Genomic DNA, 17,204 nt, shown 5'->3' on the forward strand with positions numbered 1-17,204 from the left:
ATCGCAGTGAGATGGAAGCGTTAGTAAAGAAGCACGCGCATCCCCAATTAACCGGTCGGCCGCGAAGCGGGCCGGAGCTATTTCGTGCTGAACCCGTTCGGTGTGTGGTGCGATGAGACAGACCGTGCGCGATCCAAGCTGTGATCTGCTTGTGAGGGCACTCGCTATTGGCGGACCATTAGGCCAATCGCCTGTGCCGCGGCCGGCGTGGAGTACTTTGGATGGGAGAAGCTGCTTTCTTTGGTTACTTTCTTTGCAGCAGCAAAGAAAGTGACTGCCGCCCCGCACAGGGGCAGAGCTAATAGACCGCCACGAATACGGGATTCCACGAGAACCTTGGTGAACACGGCGGCAAAGTAAGCAAAGAAAGTGACTGCCGCCCCGCACAGGGGCAGAGCTAATAGACCGCCACGAATACGGGATTCCACGAGAGCCCTGGTGAACACAGCAGCAAAGTAAGCAAAGAAAGTGACTGCCGCCCCGCACAGGGGCAGTGCAAACAGTCCGACGCGAAACACGGGCCCCAGCGAAAAAAGCTCAAGCCAGCGCGGCAAGCGCAGCAGTAGGATCACCAGCCGAAGGCCGATAATTCAACCGCATCGAAAGTTCCATTGCAGCGGCACAGATCGTCCCGACGAGTCGCACCTTCTCATCATCCGCACCGATATCCGACCGCGGCACGGTCGCCGCCACCGCCGCAACGATCGCACCCGAATGATCCCGCACCGGCGCGGTCACCACCGATATCCCGCGCTCGAACGATGCTTCGCTCAATCCATAGCCGAGCGCCGCGCACTCCTGCACGCGTTCGTAGAGTTCGTCGATGGTCGCCGGCGTGCGCTCCGTGTACTTCTCCAGTTGCGCGTCGGGATAAAGCGCCCTGAGCGCAGCCAGCGACAAATCGCCCATCAGCACATGGCCATGCACGGTCGCGTGCGCGGGCAGACGCGTGCCGACATGCACCTTCACCGAACTGAACAGCGGCTCGTGACTCTGCGCCTTCGCGACGAACACGACATCGCGCTGATCGCGGATCAGCAAATGCGTGGACAGCCCGGTCGCATCACGCAGACGCTCGAGAATCGGCGTGCCGAAATCCGTCAGTTCGAGCGAGTTCACATATTCGAAACCGAGCCGCAACACGGCGACACCGAGCCTGAAATTACGGTCACCGTTGACGCGCTCCAGAAAACCGAGCGATTCGAGCGTTTGCAGCAGACGAAACGTCGTCGTGCGCGGAATGCCGATGCGTCGCGACAACTCAGGCGCGCCCAGCACCGGCTCGCGCGCTGAAAACTCCGCGAGGATGCGCAAGCCCCGTTCGAGGCCCGGCACGAGATAGCTGGAACCGCCGCCGGATGACGCGTCGTCGTCCGTATTCTCGAGGGTCTCCGCCTGAATGTCTTCCTGTTTGCTTCGTCGGGCCATGTTCGGCTGTCGTTGTTGTCGTGCGATGAGGAATCATAGCGCGAGACCGTCCGGCGCCGACTTTTGCAACTTGTTATGACATGTTATAGTGTATGCATGGCGATACTTTCAGCGAGTCCGATGCAATGAGCCTCGAAGTCACATTCTGGCTCTTTTGCGCGGGTCTTTTCTCGAGCGCGGCGGGCGGCATGCTGGGCATGGCGAGCGGTCTGTTCATCGTGCCCATCCTGACGATGCTCTTCCATATCGACATGCATGCGGCCATCGGCACGAGCATCGTGTCGGTGATCGCGTGTTCGTGCGGCGGCGCGGCCGCTTTCCTGCGCGGCGGCCTGACGAACGTGCGGCTTGCCGTCGTGCTCGAAACCGGCACGACGCTCGGCGCGCTGACGGGCGTGCTGCTCGCGGGCATCGTTCCGGTGGCCGCCCTGAACTTCCTCTTCGCTGGCGTGCTGCTGGTGTCGGCGTGGCAGATGTTCATCCGCCGCGAAGATCCGGCCGATGCGTCGAGGCCGATTCCATCGGAAGGACTGGCGGCTGCGCTCGGCCTGCATTCGAGCTATCCCGACAGCGCGCTGCGCCGCGAGATTCCCTATGAAGTGCGGCGCGTGCCCGCCGGTCTCACGTTGATGTACGTGGCCGGACTCGTGTCCGCGCTGCTCGGCATCGGCAGCGGCATCCTGAAGATTCCGGCAATGGACAACGCGCTGCGTCTCCCGATCAAGGTCTCCACGGCGACCTCGAACTTCATGATCGGCGTGACGGCGGCCGCCAGCGCGAGCGCGTATTTTTTGCGCGGCGAGATCGTAAGCGCGACCGCGGGGCCGGTCGCGCTCGGCTCGGTGATCGGCGCGATCGCGGGCGCGCGCGTGCTGATGAAAGTGCGCGGCGAGCGCCTGCGCCTTCTGTTTCTGTCGATGCTGCTGCTCGTCGCCTGTCAGATGCTCATGCAGGGCTTCGGCATCGATCTGCTGGAGCATGTCGCTCGATGAAACACGCCACGCCCGCCACGCTGGACCGTTTGCTGGCCGCCTTTCTCCAGTGCGGCACCTGGACCGCCTGCGCGATGATCGGCGCGGGACTGATCTTCGGCTCGAACGCGCTGACGGCGGGTGTCGCGCTGTTCATTCTGCTGCCGGTTCTGCGCGTCGTGCTGATGCTCGCGGTGTTCGCACGGCAACGCAACTACCTCTACGTGACGATCGCCGCGACGGTGCTCGCCGTGATCGCGGCGGGCTGCGTGATCGGCGTGCGTCTCGGGCCGCTCGCCGGCTGACGCGCGATTCGCCACAGGCGCGCACACAGCGGTTATTCTCCCTGACGGCAGTCGATGACATCAGCCGGTTTCCTCAGGAGAAATCGCATCATGTTCGATACGACCGATGTGCTGATCGCCGGCGCGGGCCCCGTCGGGCTGATGCTCGCCGCCGAATTGCGCCGCGATGGCGTGAACGTGCGCATCATCGATGCTCACGACGAGCGCGTGTTCTTCGTGAAGGCACTGGGCGTCACGGCCCGCACGCTGGAAATTTTCGAGGATCTGGGCATTGCGCGCGACGCGATCGATGCAGGCGTATGGCTCACCGGCGCCGATACGTTTCAGGACGGCGCGCCCGTGTTCAGCGCGGAGATTCCGCGCGCAGGGCTGCCGTACGGCGCGCTCTCGCTCGCGCAGTTCGAGACGGAGCGCATTCTGGAAGCAGCGCTCGCGCGCCATGGCGGACACGTCGAATACGGCGCGACGCTCATCGATTTCATCGAAGCAGGTGACTTCATCGACGCACGCATTCAGGACGCATGCGGCGAGAGCCGCACCGTCCGATGCCGCTGGCTCGTCGGCTGCGACGGTGCGCGCAGCACGGTGCGGCGTCACCTGAACGTCGCGTACGAAGGCGATCAATATCCGCAGACCTTCATGCTCGCCGATGTCGATGTCGACTGGAATCTGCCGCGCGGGCGGATGTATCGCTTCAACGCATCGGGCGAGGGCGCAGCGGGATCGACCACGCTTGCCGCGCTGCCGGTGCGCGGCTCGGCGCGCCGCTATCGCCTCTCGATGGTCCTGCTTCCCGACGATGCCGCCCGTCACACGCTGAACTCCACGCCCGACTTCGACGAGATCCGGCGCATCATGCTGCCGATTCTGCCGAAGGACACCCGGCTTTCGTCGATGCGCTGGTCGTCGGTGTATCGCGTGAGTCATCGGATCGCGCAGCACTATTCGCGCTCACGTGTGTTTCTCGCGGGCGATGCCGCGCACATTCATCCGCCCGTCGGCGGACAGGGCATGAACACGGGCTTGCAGGATGCGCACAATCTCGCGTGGAAACTCACGCTCGCGTCGCGCGGCCTCGCGAGCGGCACGCTGCTCGACAGTTATGAAGCGGAGCGGCGTCCGGTCGGGCTCGATGTCGTCGAATCGACGAGCCGCGCGTTGAACACGGTGCTCGCGCACGGCGAAATCAAACCCGCGATGCGCGAGACGCAATTGCTCGTCGGTTATCGCGGAAGCAGTCCGATCGTCGTGGACGAATGCGCAGACATGGCGGCCGAGCTGCCCGCGCCCGGCGATCGCGCGCCGCAAGCCGGCGGTCTCGTGGAGGCGTTCATCGGCCATGCCCAACGATTGCACGACCATCTCGGACGCGGACGCCACACGCTCGTCGGTTATATCGACGACGCCGCCGACGCCGCGCGCCTCGCCGCGTTCGCAGCGGCCGTCGATGCATGGGGCGACGTGCTCGGCACGGCGGCGCGCGCGGTGCTGATCGTTTCGCCGCGGGCCGCGAATGCGTCGTCGTTCGAGCCTGCGCCCGAAGCGTATCGAACATTGAACGATGATGCCGGCGAGTTCGCCGCCGCGTTCGGCGCGAAGAACGGCATGGTGTGGGCCGTGCGGCCGGATGGGCACATCGGTTTCAGAAGCGCGTCGTGCTCATCGGATACGCTGATCGCGTGGCTCGATCGAATGCTCGGACAAAAGACGCCGCGTTAGCTTCAGCGCTGGACGGTAATGACGTGCGCCTGAATCTTTCCATCGATCGCGCCGGAGCCGAAGCGCGCCGCGATCGCTTCGGCGCATGTCGAGGTCGCTTCGTCGAGCGTCGCGCCCGCGCGTGATTCGATCTCGTTGCGCAAAGGCGTGCCCTGGCAATAGGCGATGGCGGCTTCGTGCGCCGACGATGCGCGGCTGCGTTGCGTGATCGTTTCGATTCGCGGCGCGGCATCGAAGCCCGCGGATGCGAGGTCGCGCGAAATCGCTTCCGAATCGAAATAGCCGTGCGGCGTGCGCTTCATGAAAAGCGGCGGATCGTCGGGAAAAAGACGGCCAAGTGTGGCGGTGACCGTGTCGGCAAACTCGTTTTCTTCGATGCGTTCCCACACGTTGAAAATCATCGCGCCGCCCGCGCGCAGCACGCGATGCGCCTGGGCGAAGGCCGCCGTCTTGTCGGGAAAGAACATCGCGCCGAACTGACAGATGACGACATCGAAGCTTGCATCGTCGAAAGGCAACTGCAACGCGTTCGCCTGCCGCCACGTCACGGGCCGCTCGATGGGCGTCATCGCGGCGCGATCGAGCATCGCCTGATTCAGGTCGGTCGCGACGATCTCGACATTCGCGGGCAACGCACGCGCGAGTGCGCGCGTGACGGCGCCGGTGCCCGCCGCCGTTTCCAGCACGCGCGATGGACCGAGCGCCGCCGCGCGCTGCGCGATATCGGCCGCGTAGGGCTCGAAGAGCATCGGCACGAGCAGCCGGTCGTACAACGCGGGAATCTGGCCGGCGAAATTCGCGTCCGTGCGAAGCATGTTCGTGTTCATGCGCGGCCTCCGATCGATTATTCGCCTGATCCCTCAAGTCTTTTCACTTTACGCTGCTTTATCGCGTCGGAAGAGATGTCTACATTAGATCCTGTCGCGCCGGTCATGCAGCATCCACGACCGGCACATCCGGGCATTAAATAATCTCTTCAAGGAATCGATCATGAGCAAGCTGGCAGGCAAGGTGGCGGTCGTCACGGGCGCATCGAAAGGTATCGGGGCGGCGATTGCGAAGGCGCTCGCGGCAGAAGGCGCGTCGGTCGTCGTCAACTATGCGAGCAGCAAGGCGGGCGCGGACGCGGTCGTCGCGGACATCGCCGCGGCGAACGGCAAGGCGATTGCAGTGGGCGGCGACGTGTCCAAGGCGGCCGATGCGCAAGGCATCGTGAATGCCGCTGTCGAGACCTATGGACGCCTCGATATTCTGGTCAACAACTCGGGCGTCTACGAATTCGCGGCGCTCGAAGAGATCACCGAAGAGCATTTCCACAAGCAGTTCAATGTCAACGTGCTCGGCACGCTCCTGACGACGCAGGCCGCCGCGAAGCATCTCGGCGAAGGCGCGAGCATCATCAACGTGAGTTCGGTCGTGACCCGCATCACGCCGCCGACGAGCGCAGTCTACAGCGGCACCAAGGGCGCTGTGGATGCGATCACGGGCGTGCTGGCGCGAGAGCTCGGCGCGAGAAAGATTCGCGTCAACTCGATCAATCCGGGCGTCGTGGTGACCGAAGGCACACACGCGGCGGGCATCATCGACTCCGATTTCGACAAGGCCGCGCTCGCGCAAACGCCGCTCGGACGCCTCGGTCAGCCGGACGATATCGCTTCGATCGCAGTGTTTCTCGCATCGGACGATGCGCGCTGGATGACCGGCGAAAGCCTCATCGCGAGCGGCGGCATGCGTTGACGCGAACGGCGCCGCCCCGTCGGCTTCGATGAAGTGTATCGACGGGCCGCGCCGGTTTTGTATCTGGCTTCACCGAGCATCGGGCGCGAGAATGCATCGGCCTCGTTCAAGCCGGAGTCCGCCCGATGCCTCACACGCCGCAACTGCTCGCATTCGCTCTCGTCGCGCTCGGCATGGCGCTCACGCCAGGACCGAACATGGTCTATCTGATCTCGCGCTCGATCTGCCAAGGCCGAACGGCCGGGCTTATTTCGCTGGGCGGCGTCGCGCTGGGCTTCGTGTTCTACATGCTGTGCGCGGCCTTCGGCATTACCGCGCTGCTGATTGCGATTCCGTTCGCTTATGACGCGCTGCGTTTCGGCGGCGCGCTCTATCTGCTGTATCTCGCATGGCAGGCGGTAAAGCCGGGCGGGCGCTCGCCGTTTCAGGTGCGCGAGTTGCCCGTCGACAGCCCGCGCAAGCTCTTCACGATGGGCTTCGTCACCAATCTGCTCAATCCGAAGATCGCGGTGCTGTATCTGTCGCTGTTGCCGCAATTCATCGATCCGGCGCACGGCGGCGTGCTCGGTCAGTCGCTCGTCCTCGGCGTCGTGCAGATCATGCTGAGCATCACCATCAATTCGACAGTCGCGATGACGGCCGGATCGATCGCCGTCTTCCTCGCGCGCCGGCCCGCATGGCTGCTGATTCAGCGCTGGCTGATGGGCACGGTGCTCGCCGGCCTCGCGCTGAGAATGGCGACCGAAGCGCGCCGCTGATTCGTGTCCATCGCACTGTGCCCGCACTAGAATCGAAGTAACCGTGGCGTCGGGCGACGACGATGGACATCGCACAATGGTTGGGCGGGCTGAAGCTCGGGCAATACGCACAGGCGTTCGCCGACAACGACATCGACGCCGCGACGCTGCCCGCGCTCTCCGACGCGGATCTGAAGGAACTCGGCGTTGTTTCGCTCGGGCATCGCAAGCGCCTGCTCGCGGCGATCGCGGCCATTACGCATACCGATGAACCGGCGCCGTCGGACGAACGCAGGCAAGTCACGATCCTTTTCGCCGATCTGTGCGGCTACACGGCGCTCGCGCAAACGATCGACGCCGAAGAACTGCGCGAGCTGATCGGCCGCTTCACCGGCATCGTCGATAACATCGTGCTCGCCTATGGCGGCACCATCGACAAACACATCGGCGACGCGGTGATGGCGCTCTTCGGCGCACCCCGCGCGCACGAGACGGATCCGTTGCGCGCCGCCCGCGCCGCGCTCGATATTCATGCAGCGCTTGCAGACTTCACCGCCAGGAACGCACGTCCGCTGAGCGCGCATATCGGCATTGCGAGCGGCGAAGTGGTCGCGGGTGCGCTCAACCGCGCGGGCGCGCAGGACTACACGGTGCACGGCGATTCGGTGAATCTCGCCGCGCGCCTCGTCGCGGCGGCGGGCGCGGGCGAGACCTTGCTATCCGATGGCGTGCAGCGCGCGCTCGGCGACGGCGCGCTCTGTGAGCCGATGGGCGACATGCGTTTCAAGGGCATCGATGCGCCCACGCGCGTCTGGCGGCTGCAAAGCGCGGCGCGCGAGTCGGTGCAGGCGAGCCGCGGCCGCTTCGTCGGACGGCAGGCAGAACTGGAGCAGTTTCGCGGCATCGCGCGTGTGTGCGTCGCGCAGCGCGAGGGCCATGTCGTGTATGTGCGCGGGCCGGCGGGCATCGGCAAGACGCGTCTCGTCGAGGAGATGCGCGGCTTCGGGCAGACGCTCGGCTTCACGGTGCATCGCGGTTTCGTGCTCGATTTCGGCGTCGGCAAAGGGCAAGACCCGGTGCGCGCGATCATCGGCAGTCTGCTCGGGCTCGCCTCTTCCGCCGACGATGAAGCGCGCGCCGCCGCCGTCGATCGATGGGTGAATGTTCACGCCGTCGAGCCGGAACAGCGCATGTTCTTGCACGACTTGCTCGATTTGCCGCAAGCGGGCGAATGGCGCTCGCTCTACGACGCGATGGACCACGCGGCGCGCAAACGCGGCAAAGAGGCTGTGGTCGCGGCGCTGACATCGCACGCGTGCCGTCGCGCGCCGCCGATGATCGTCGTCGAAGATCTGCACTGGGCCGATGCGCAACTGCTCGGCTATCTCGCCGCATTCGCATCGGGCATCGCGCAAGGCGCGGGATTGCTCGTGATGACTTCGCGTGTCGACGGCGATCCGCTCGATGCCGCCTGGCGCGCGCGCCTGCGTGACCGGCCGCTCGCGACGATCGATCTCGGTCCGCTGCGCCGCGAGGAATCGCTGTCGCTCGCGAGCCATTTCATCGACGCGACCCAGCGTGTCGCGCTCGCGTGCATCGAGCGCGCCGCCGGCAATCCGCTCTTTCTCGAACAGTTATTGCATAACGTGGAGGAAGGCAGCGGCGACATGATTCCACCATCGATCCAGAGTCTCGTGCTCGCGCGCATGGACCGGCTCGCCGTGCGCGACCGGACGGCGTTTCGTGCGGCCTCGGTGATCGGGCAGCGTTTCGATGTGGCGCTCGTGCGGCATCTGATCGACGATCCGGGCTATGACTGCGGCGCGCTCGTCGCCAATGCGCTGATCGCGCCGGAAGGTGACGACTTCCTCTTTGCGCACGCGCTGATTCAGGAAAGCGCCTACTCGACGCTGCTGCGCGGACCGCGCCGCGATTTGCACCGGCGGGCGGCGGAGTGGTTCGGCAAGAACGATCCGGTGCTTCACGCGCAGCATCTCGATCGTGCGGAAGACGAACGCGCGCCGCAGGCATTGCTCGATGCGGCCATCGCGCAACGTGCGGGCCACTTCACGGAAGCGGCGCTGCGTCTCGTCACACGCGGGCTCGAAATCGCGCGCATGCCCCGCGAGCGTCATGCGCTGATGTGCTTCGAGGGCGAGTTGCAACGCGATCTGGGCGATATCGCGGCATCGATCGATACCTATCGCGCGGCGCTCGCGCAAGCGCCCGACGACGCGTGTCTTTGCGATGCGCAACTCGGTCTCGCCGAAGGCCTGCGCGTGAGCGAGGGGCTCGCCGAAGCGCTCGCGCTCATCGATGCCGCGCAGAAGACAGCGCAACGCGACGACCGCGTGAGCGAGCTTGCGCGCCTGCATCATCTGCGCGGCAATATCCTTTTTCCGCTCGGGCGCATCGATGAATGCCGCATCGAGCACGAGCGCGGTCTCGCGCATGCGCAGCGCTTGCACGCACCCGAAGCCGAAGCGCGCGCACTCGGCGGGCTCGCCGACGCGGCCTATGCGCAAGGCTGCATGAAGAGCGCGTTCGAGCATTTCAGCGGCGCTGTCGCCCTCGCGCGAGAGCATGGATTCGGACGCATCGAAGTCGCGAATCGCTCGATGATGGGCTTTAGCCGCATGTATCTCAACGAGGCCCGCGAGGCGCGCGCCGATGCCGTCGACGGCTCGCGCGAGGCGGCGCTCGTCGGGCAGCCGCGTGCGCAGTTGCTATGCGAGACGCTCGGCGTGTTCGCGTGCTACGAACTCGGCGATGCGCACGCGATGCGGGCCCATCTCGATCGGGAACGCGCGCTCATTCGCCAGCTCGGCGCGCGTCGCTTCGAGGCGCAAAGCCTGGAGCTGCAAGGACGCCTGCTGCTCGATAGCGGCGATCGCCAAGAGGCCGTGCGCGTGCTGCGCGAATCGCTCGCGTTGTGCCGCGAGGTCGGCATGCAGTTCAGCGCGCCGAAGGCGTTGAGCGCGCTCAGTCTCGCCGTCGACGACGAAGCCGAGCGTGCGCGTCTGCTCGAAGAAGGCGCTGCGCTGCTGCGCCTCGGCGCGGTCGGTCATAACCATCTGTGGTTTTATCGCGATGCCATCGATGCGATGCTTGCGTGCGGCGATGCGGCCGGTGCGCTGCGTCATGTCGAAGCGCTCGAACGATACACGCAGAAGGAGCCGCTGCCGTGGTCGCAACTCTTCGCGTTCCGCGGGCGCGTGCTCGCGGCATGGCGCACGCGACGCGACGACGAAGCCATCGTGAGCGAGCTTAGGCGGCTGAGAGAATGGCTCGCGCAAGCGGGCTACGCGCGGCATCTCGTCGCCGTCGATACGGTGCTCGCGCGGCGCTGATCCGTGACGTTGTCGCTGTGCAAGTCTGAACTCTCTCTAATTAATTAGTAAATCTGAAAATATGCCGATGCGTTGGCAGGCAGCCAGCGAGCGGTCTGCGGCCGAGCGGTGCGCAGACGGAGGAGCATTTGGTCCGAAGTAATCCGTAAAACCCGACGACCGCCTTGCGGTCTGACGAAAGGCGCGTTTCATTTCACGAAAAAATTCATCAACTGAATTGATGCCATCCGATAGATAACTATCTTATTGATCTTCCAATGGCGCTTGAATAACCCGGCGCTGACATTATGATGTACTAACGTATTCGCGACATGCATCCACGAATGCATGCTCAGCTGTTCTGCAATTTTCCGACATACCTTTTCGCGCTCCGATTCGACCATGGCGCGGAGGTCTCTCGTGGCGTCCGGTGAGTGCCATGCCCGGGCCATCGCGTTGTCCGCGCATCGGCCGCCGGGGTGCTCCCTTTGCCTGAAATATCGAAGCGAGGCGGTGTTTCATTCCCGAAAATGAACCGGGCGCTCGATATCGCTTTTAATCATCCGAGCCTGCCATGACAAAGAACATTTCCATTTCATTTATTGGCCACATAATCGAGCCGCTTTGCAGCCGTTTGCCGGAACGACTTTCAATGCCGCTGATTGTTGCCGTTGTTTTCATGCTGGCGGCATGCGGCGGCGCTGGCGAAGGCAGTGGCGGCGCGAGTACGACCGGCGGTTCGCAAACGACGGCTTCGGGTGCGTCGAGTCCTTCGACTGCATCGAGTCCCGCGGCGGCATCGACTCCGTCCGGAAGCGGTGCGTCGGCGCCTTCGGCCGCATCGAGCGCGACGCCGGTGAGTGGTGCGAGCAGCACGGCGGCGCCCGTGAACAGGCCTTCGGACAGCATGTTTTACGGCATGAATGGCCACGTCAACGCGACCGGTCCGTACAAGACGTCCACACCCGAGCAACAGCTCGCGCAACTGAAGGATCTCAACGTCAAGCTATATCGCAACGACGTCGCCAACGTGACCGGCGCGAAGAAGCTCGCGAGCGTCGCGCTAATGATGGCGCAATCCGGCGTGACGGTTTATCCGGTGATCTTGCAGAACCTCGATTTCCCCGACGAAAACTCGGGCTATCAGGCGAGCTACACGCTCGCTCATCAGATCGTCGAGGTGCAGCGATATCCCTATTACGAGGTCACCAACGAGCTCGCGCCGCAATGCCTGGTCGGCTGGGTCGACGGCGTGAACAGCACCGATTACAACAACGCTTGCTTCCAGATCGCACGCGGTGTCATTCGTGGATTGATCGCGGGCATCAGGTCGGTCGATACCGTCGGCAAGATCATCATTGGCGGCAATACGTGGATGCATCTCGGCTTCGACGTGATGCTCGCGAACGGTACGCAGCCGGATGGAACGAGCGGCCATCCGGTCGTTACGTGGGACATCACCGCGTGGCACTGGTATTCGGAGCAGGGCGATATCCGCCACGTATGCGGAACGCTTTGCTACGACGTGATAGGCACACTCCAGAAGTTCGGCAAGCCGATCTGGATCAATGAGCTGGGCATGCGTCCGGACTTCCCCGGCACGGCCGATCAGGCAGCGGCCTTCTTGGCGGACAACATGATGGGCGCGCTGCTCGCGATTGCGCCGCAGTACAACATCCAGTCGATTCAGGTCTATCAGCTTTACGACGATCCGCCTACCGGCGAGGGTCCGTACGGCATCATATTGAATGATGGCGTGACGAAAAAGCCGGTTTACACGGCGATCAAGAACCTTATCGCGGCCAATCCGCGTTGAAACGCGCAGCCGATGCAGCGCGGAAGGCTCGTGGCCGTATCGTCCGGGCACAGCATTGAAGGGGGCGGAGTTACTCACGCGTTCGAACACTGCGATTCGCGGAAGCAGGCTCGGCGATTGCTACAGTCTTCAGTGGCGATAGCGAGTTTGGCTGATCGGGCCGGATACGGATTCCGTAGCGAGGTCAAAGAGTGCGAATTAAAGTATTGGCCACGCGTGCGTTTTGACATATAAATCAAACGTTCTCAATGGAACATCGGGAGTGCAAATGCTAATTCGCTGTGTAGCATGCAATAAGCTAATTTACTCGGATGATGCTCTCGAAGACGATACGTGCCCCGCATGCGGCTCCACGAACACCGAGCATATCGCGATGGGCTTTATCTTCGATCAGACGGCCAGTGCGCCGGATCAGCCGGGCCGGGCGATGGAACGGAGCAGTCCGCCCGAAGCGATCCACCGAAAGGCTTAAAAAACCTGATTCAAGCTGTGACGCGCTGTGTTGGATGTGCGCTTTGACCCCCTCTCGTCAAGCGCATATTGCCCGCCTTGTATAGGCGGGCTTTTTATTTCCGGCGCTCGAGCGCCCGAGAGCAGCGGAACTCCGGTTACTGCGACATCACGACCTGCGCGATGATGCCCGACGCGACCGCGACCAGCAGATAGTCCGCGCCGACGCCGACCCATTGATAGCCGCGCGGCGGCTGACGGAGGCCGTGGCCGTGCCAGTCGTCGACGACGTACTGGCGATTGCGGTAATCGCCCGAAAGACGCTCGCCCTTGCGCCAGTCCGGATGACGCGGCTCGTTGTTCGCGTGCTCGGGCGGGCGCGGACCGTTGCGGTCGTTCATCTCGGGGCCGTGACCAGGCGCACCGGGACCGCCGGCCGCACCGGGACCACCCGGAGCGCGATGCGCGTCGTGATAGCCGTCCGGGCCACCGGGCGAGGGCTGGGCGAAGGCGGCGCCGGTCGTCAGTCCGATGCTTGCGCAAACCAGTGCGGCGAAGATTCGACTCTTCTTCATGTTCTTCCTTCACGAAGTAATGTTATCGATGCCCGGACTCTACGCAATCAAAGGGAAAAATGACGTGAGTTTGTGTAAGCAACGCTTACCTTGGATTACCAATCCAGCGAAGCAAGTGAATGATGCAAGCCAGCGGAACGCGCTTTGCTTCGCGATCGACACCGAATATCGGATGTATACGCCGGATGACATCGACATCGAACGATGCTCGCGAGCATCACTCCCGGCGCCCCGCGCGCGAAGACGTACGAGAAGCCAGCGATCGTCAGTCGGCGGGAGCGTCGCAAAAAGCGCTGCCGGGTCTCATGGTGGGTGCGCTAGGCGTCGTGTTCGGCGATATCGGCACGAGCCCGATCTATGCGCTCAGGCAAGGCGTGAGCGAAGCGGGGAAGGTCGACGCGGCGATCGTGTTGGGCATTCTTTCGATGATCGTGTGGGCCGTCGTGATCGTCGTGATGGGCAAGTACGTGTGCTACGTGATGCGCGCGGACAACGAGGGCGAGGGTGGCATCGTCGCGTTGACGGCGCTCGCGCGTTCGGGCTACGAGCAGCGAGGGCGGCGCGTACCGCACGTTCTTCTGATGGCGGGACTCTTCGGCGCGGCGATGTTCTACGGCGACTCGATGATCACACCCGCTGTGTCCGTGCTTTCCGCGGTCGAGGGCCTGAGCCAGGTGAGTGCGAAGTTCGAGCCATTCATCGTGCCGCTCGCGGCGGCGATTCTCTTTGCGCTCTTTCTGTTTCAGTCGCGCGGCACGGCGGCCGTCGGCAAGTCGTTCGGGCCGGTCATGCTGCTGTGGTTCGTCTATCTCGCGGCGGTGGGCGCCTATCGGATCGTGGAGCATCCTGACGTATTGCGCGCGTTTTCGCCGGCCTATGCGGGATCGCTCGTGCTTGCGCATCCCGGGCTTGCGTTCACCATTCTCGGCGCCGTGATTCTCGCGTTGACGGGCGCCGAGGCGCTCTATGCCGACATCGGTCACTTCGGGCGGCGGGCGATCCGGCTCGCGTGGCTCATCGTCGTGTTTCCGGCGATCATCGTCGGCTACTTCGGACAGGCCGCGACGATCCTGCATCAGCCTGGCGCGGCGAAACAGCCGTTCTTTTTCGCCGCGCCTTCATGGGCGCTGATACCGACCGTGCTGATCGCGTTGCTCGCCACCGTGATCGCATCGCAGGCCGTGATTTCAGGGGCGTTCTCGATGACGAGCCAGGCGATCGAACTCGGCTTTCTGCCGCGTTTGCGCGTGATCCAGACGTCGCGGTCGCAACGCGGGCAAGTGTGTATGTGCCCGCTGTGAACGCGGTTCTGTTCACGGCTGTGATGTTTCTCGTGCTGACGTTTCGCGGCTCCGACCGCTTGACTTCCGCGTACGGCATCGCGGTCGGTCTGACGATGCTGATCACCACCGTGCAGATGGTCAGCGTCACGCGCAACATCTGGCGCTGGCCGTGGCTCGCGGTCGCTGCGCTCAGCGCGCCGCTCATCGGCATCGACGCGCTGCTCGTCGCGGCGAACATTCACAAGATTCCGCAAGGCGGGTGGTTTCCTGTCGCGATCGGCGTCGTGCTTTTCGTGTTGATGGCGACATGGCATCGCGGGCTCCAGCTTGCGCAGGCGCATGCGGCGCGCGCGCAGCCGCTCGCCGAATTCCTGCACGATGTGCTGAGAGATGGCGAGCCGCCCGCGCGCGTGCCGGGCACCGCCGTCTATCCGGGCAGCACGCCGGGCGCGACGCCTTCCGCGCTCACGAGCAATGTGCGCCATAACCGCGTGCTGCACGAGACGACGGTGATCTTTGCGAACCGCTCGGAATCGGCGCCGCGTGTCGACGAGCACACGCGCATCGAAGTGCGCGATCTGGGAGCGGGCTGCTACGAGGTGATCTCGCGTCATGGCTTCGTCGAGCGGCCGAATCTGCCGCGCCTGCTTGCGTCGCTCGATGGACAGCTCGGCGACTGGCGCTTCGACCCGAAGCACACGACCTTCTTCCTGCCGCGCGACGAGGCGACGCCCGGCTGCTCGCATGGACGGATGCCGCGCTGGCGCGAGCGGCTCTTCGGCGAGATGTCGTTTCATTCCGCATCGAGTGCGGAATATTTCGGACTTCGAAGCGAGGATGTTGTCGAATTGGGGGTTCAGGTCGTGCTTTGATCCGCAAACAGTTATGGCCAGGAACGCGCGGCCATATGGAGAACGCGCTTGCTTCGAGCGACGCGAGCAAGCGGCGTTCTCCGATGCATCACTCGAGACCTTCGTGCTCGAACGCGAGCTTGACGGCAGGCCGCTCGCGCATGCGCGTGTAGAACGCCTGAAGTTCGGCGGGCATATCGACGCCCATTTTTCGCGCCCATGTAAGCATCGTGAAAAGGTAAGCATCGGCGACGCTCACCTTGTCGCCGAACAGATAATCGCCGCGCAGCATCTTCGCGATGAGCGCGAAGCGCTGGCCGATCTTGTCGCGGGCCGCCGTCGCTTCCGCGTCGGAGGTGGGGCGGAACAGGCGTCCAAACTGCTTGTGGATTTCCGTCGAAATGAACGCGAGCATTTCGAGCAGACGCATACCGCCGTCCTCACCGAAAGGCCCGAGCGACGGCGCTTTCTGCGCGACCCACCAGAGAATCGCGATGTTCTCGGTGAGACGCCCGCCATCGTCGAACTCGACAACGGGCACATACCCCTTCGGATTGATTTCACTGAACGGTTCGCCGCCTTCGGTGAGCTTGTTCTTGAGATCGACTTTCACGCGATCGAAGTTCAGGCCTGCTTCGTGCATCGCGATGTGATCGGCGAGACTGCACGCGCCGGGCGCGTAATAGAGTTTCATGATGCGCGTCTCCTTTCCGTTTTGGCTGTGCGGGAACGTCATACGGCGAGCAAGGCGTATGCCGCACGCACCCGGAATTGACTAAAGTTTCGCTGCACAACTGCCGATGACATGAATGCGCGGGTTTCGCGGCGGTCGAAGGCGAAAGTTATGATACGGCCGGCCACCGCATCCGGCGGGCTTTTCCATGTTCCACACACCTGATACAGAAACACTCCGGCTTTGCAGCGTGCTCGCGAGCACGGCGTTCGGGCTCGTCTTCGCGCTAGTGCGTTTCGGCCGGCGGATCGAGCCGCAGTTCGTGCACTGGTCGGCGAGCGCGTTCCTCTACGCCGCCGTGCTGACCGGCTTCGAGCCTGCCCGGGGCAATCCGCTCCTGATCGGCCTGCTGCTCGGCGCGCTCGCGGCCACCAACATGCTGATCATTTCCGGCCTGCGCGCGTTCGACGGCAAGCCGCCGTTGCGCGGATGGATGCTCGCGCCGGTTCTCGCTTGCATCGGCTTGCATATTTTGCCGGGATGGATCGGCGGGCGGGGTCCGATGACCTCGTTGTTGACGCACGCGGGCGACACGATCGGCGTCGCGATATCGGCTGCGATCACCGGTGCGACGCTCTGGTCGAGCGGGCGGCGCGAGAAGAGCAGCGCGCGGTGCATCGCGGGCCTCGCGATGCTGGGCTATCTGCCCGGCTACGCGGTGACGCTCGCGGCCTATGTGTGGACGGACTCGGGCATCAATTACCTTGCACTGATTCCGATGCTTTCGGATCAGTTGTTGCTGGGCGTGCTCAATCTCGGCCTGCTGGCGATTCCCGCCGAACGCGCGCAGCGGCGTCTGCGCGACGCGGCGCTGCGCGATCCGCTCACGGGCGTGTGGAACCGCGCCGGATTCGATCTTCACGGGCGGCGTCTCGCCGCGCCGGGCGCGGCCGTGCTCGCCATCGACCTCGATCATTTCAAGCAGATCAACGATCGCCATGGTCATCTCGCGGGCGATAACGTGCTGATCGAACTCGCGCGGCTCGCGGGCGCGGAAGTCGCGTTCCTCGGCGGCGAGTTCGGCCGGCTCGGCGGCGACGAGTTCGTCGCGATTCTGCCGGCGTCGCGCACATCGGACACGCAAGCCTGCGCGAATCAGATCCACGCCGCGTGCCGTAAATACACCGAAGGCATGCCGGAATGGACGACGAGCATCGGCGTATCGCAGATCGGCGCGCACGATGCGAGCTATCACGACGCGCTGCAACGCGCGGATGTCGCGCTGTATCGGGCGAAGCTCGCGGGCCGCAACACGCTGACCGTCTGAAGC

General features: G+C 64.0%; 16 protein-coding genes. 10 read left to right on the plus strand and 6 right to left on the minus strand.

Features of this window, described 5'->3' with window-relative positions:
• Positions 1 to 164 precede the first annotated feature (164 nt).
• The gene (locus U4Y90_RS15745; RefSeq protein ID WP_321795762.1) at positions 165 to 572 is read right to left on the minus strand and encodes a hypothetical protein; all 408 of its coding nucleotides are present in this window, start codon (positions 570 to 572) and stop codon (positions 165 to 167) included.
• Complete coding sequence (locus U4Y90_RS15750; protein WP_321795764.1) at positions 538 to 1,428, minus strand: IclR family transcriptional regulator; 891 nt, start codon at positions 1,426 to 1,428, stop codon at positions 538 to 540. Before U4Y90_RS15750 ends, U4Y90_RS15745 begins: the two co-directional genes overlap by 35 nt.
• A 125-nt stretch (positions 1,429 to 1,553) precedes the next feature.
• Between U4Y90_RS15750 and U4Y90_RS15755 the strand changes: the two genes are divergently transcribed.
• The 3 genes from U4Y90_RS15755 to U4Y90_RS15765 all read left to right on the plus strand — a co-directional run bounded on the left by U4Y90_RS15755 (position 1,554) and on the right by U4Y90_RS15765 (position 4,423).
• Positions 1,554 to 2,420, plus strand: coding sequence for a sulfite exporter TauE/SafE family protein (locus U4Y90_RS15755; protein WP_321795766.1), 867 nt, complete (start codon positions 1,554 to 1,556; stop codon positions 2,418 to 2,420).
• Positions 2,417 to 2,704, plus strand: a complete 288-nt coding sequence (locus tag U4Y90_RS15760) for a DUF1634 domain-containing protein (RefSeq protein WP_321795768.1) — start codon at positions 2,417 to 2,419, stop codon at positions 2,702 to 2,704. The genes U4Y90_RS15755 and U4Y90_RS15760 overlap by 4 nt, the downstream gene beginning before the upstream one ends.
• Before the next feature lie 90 nt (positions 2,705 to 2,794).
• On the plus strand, positions 2,795 to 4,423 hold the full coding sequence (locus tag U4Y90_RS15765; RefSeq protein WP_321795770.1) for an FAD-dependent monooxygenase: 1,629 nt from the start codon (positions 2,795 to 2,797) through the stop codon (positions 4,421 to 4,423).
• Positions 4,424 to 4,425: 2 nt separating this feature from the next.
• Here the strand turns inward: U4Y90_RS15765 and U4Y90_RS15770 are convergent, their stop codons facing one another.
• Positions 4,426 to 5,250 carry a class I SAM-dependent methyltransferase gene (locus U4Y90_RS15770; RefSeq protein WP_321795773.1) on the minus strand — a complete coding sequence of 275 codons (825 nt, stop codon included), beginning with the start codon at positions 5,248 to 5,250 and terminating at the stop codon, positions 4,426 to 4,428.
• A gap of 163 nt (positions 5,251 to 5,413) precedes the next feature.
• Here U4Y90_RS15770 and U4Y90_RS15775 point away from each other — a divergent pair, with 163 nt between their 5' ends.
• From U4Y90_RS15775 to U4Y90_RS15785, 3 genes are all read left to right on the plus strand, one after another.
• The gene (locus U4Y90_RS15775; RefSeq protein ID WP_321795775.1) at positions 5,414 to 6,160 is read left to right on the plus strand and encodes a glucose 1-dehydrogenase; all 747 of its coding nucleotides are present in this window, start codon (positions 5,414 to 5,416) and stop codon (positions 6,158 to 6,160) included.
• Positions 6,161 to 6,285: 125 nt separating this feature from the next.
• Positions 6,286 to 6,918, plus strand: a complete 633-nt coding sequence (locus U4Y90_RS15780; RefSeq protein WP_321795777.1) for a LysE family translocator — start codon at positions 6,286 to 6,288, stop codon at positions 6,916 to 6,918.
• 62 nt (positions 6,919 to 6,980) lie between these two features.
• Positions 6,981 to 10,247: an adenylate/guanylate cyclase domain-containing protein gene (locus U4Y90_RS15785; RefSeq protein ID WP_321795778.1), complete on the plus strand. Its 3,267-nt coding sequence runs from the start codon at positions 6,981 to 6,983 to the stop codon at positions 10,245 to 10,247.
• Between the two features lie 534 nt (positions 10,248 to 10,781).
• Here the strand turns inward: U4Y90_RS15785 and U4Y90_RS15790 are convergent.
• Positions 10,782 to 11,135 (minus strand): hypothetical protein, encoded by a 354-nt coding sequence (locus U4Y90_RS15790; RefSeq protein ID WP_321795780.1) that lies wholly within the window; start codon positions 11,133 to 11,135, stop codon positions 10,782 to 10,784.
• Between U4Y90_RS15790 and U4Y90_RS15795 the strand changes: the two genes are divergently transcribed.
• Entirely contained in the window at positions 11,134 to 12,042 is a 909-nt protein-coding gene (locus U4Y90_RS15795; protein WP_321795782.1) for a lipopolysaccharide biosynthesis protein, read from the plus strand. The genes U4Y90_RS15790 and U4Y90_RS15795 overlap by 2 nt on opposite strands.
• A 608-nt stretch (positions 12,043 to 12,650) precedes the next feature.
• On the opposite strand, the gene U4Y90_RS15800 is transcribed toward U4Y90_RS15795, so the two are convergent.
• Entirely contained in the window at positions 12,651 to 13,067 is a 417-nt protein-coding gene (locus tag U4Y90_RS15800) for an RcnB family protein (RefSeq protein ID WP_321795783.1), read from the minus strand.
• 185 nt (positions 13,068 to 13,252) lie between these two features.
• Between U4Y90_RS15800 and U4Y90_RS15805 the strand changes: the two genes are divergently transcribed.
• The gene (locus U4Y90_RS15805; RefSeq protein ID WP_321795785.1) at positions 13,253 to 14,368 is read left to right on the plus strand and encodes a KUP/HAK/KT family potassium transporter; all 1,116 of its coding nucleotides are present in this window, start codon (positions 13,253 to 13,255) and stop codon (positions 14,366 to 14,368) included.
• A complete protein-coding gene (locus U4Y90_RS15810; RefSeq protein ID WP_321795787.1) occupies positions 14,365 to 15,222 on the plus strand; it encodes a KUP/HAK/KT family potassium transporter in 858 nt (285 codons plus the stop codon). The genes U4Y90_RS15805 and U4Y90_RS15810 overlap by 4 nt, the downstream gene beginning before the upstream one ends.
• Before the next feature lie 88 nt (positions 15,223 to 15,310).
• Here the strand turns inward: U4Y90_RS15810 and U4Y90_RS15815 are convergent, their stop codons facing one another.
• The gene (locus U4Y90_RS15815; RefSeq protein ID WP_321795788.1) at positions 15,311 to 15,895 is read right to left on the minus strand and encodes a glutathione binding-like protein; all 585 of its coding nucleotides are present in this window, start codon (positions 15,893 to 15,895) and stop codon (positions 15,311 to 15,313) included.
• A gap of 187 nt (positions 15,896 to 16,082) precedes the next feature.
• Between U4Y90_RS15815 and U4Y90_RS15820 the strand changes: the two genes are divergently transcribed.
• Positions 16,083 to 17,201, plus strand: coding sequence for a GGDEF domain-containing protein (locus U4Y90_RS15820; RefSeq protein ID WP_321795790.1), 1,119 nt, complete (start codon positions 16,083 to 16,085; stop codon positions 17,199 to 17,201).
• Positions 17,202 to 17,204: the final 3 nt, after the last annotated feature.

This window comes from Caballeronia sp. J97 (assembly GCF_905220305.1).
Lineage (GTDB): Bacteria > Pseudomonadota > Gammaproteobacteria > Burkholderiales > Burkholderiaceae > Caballeronia.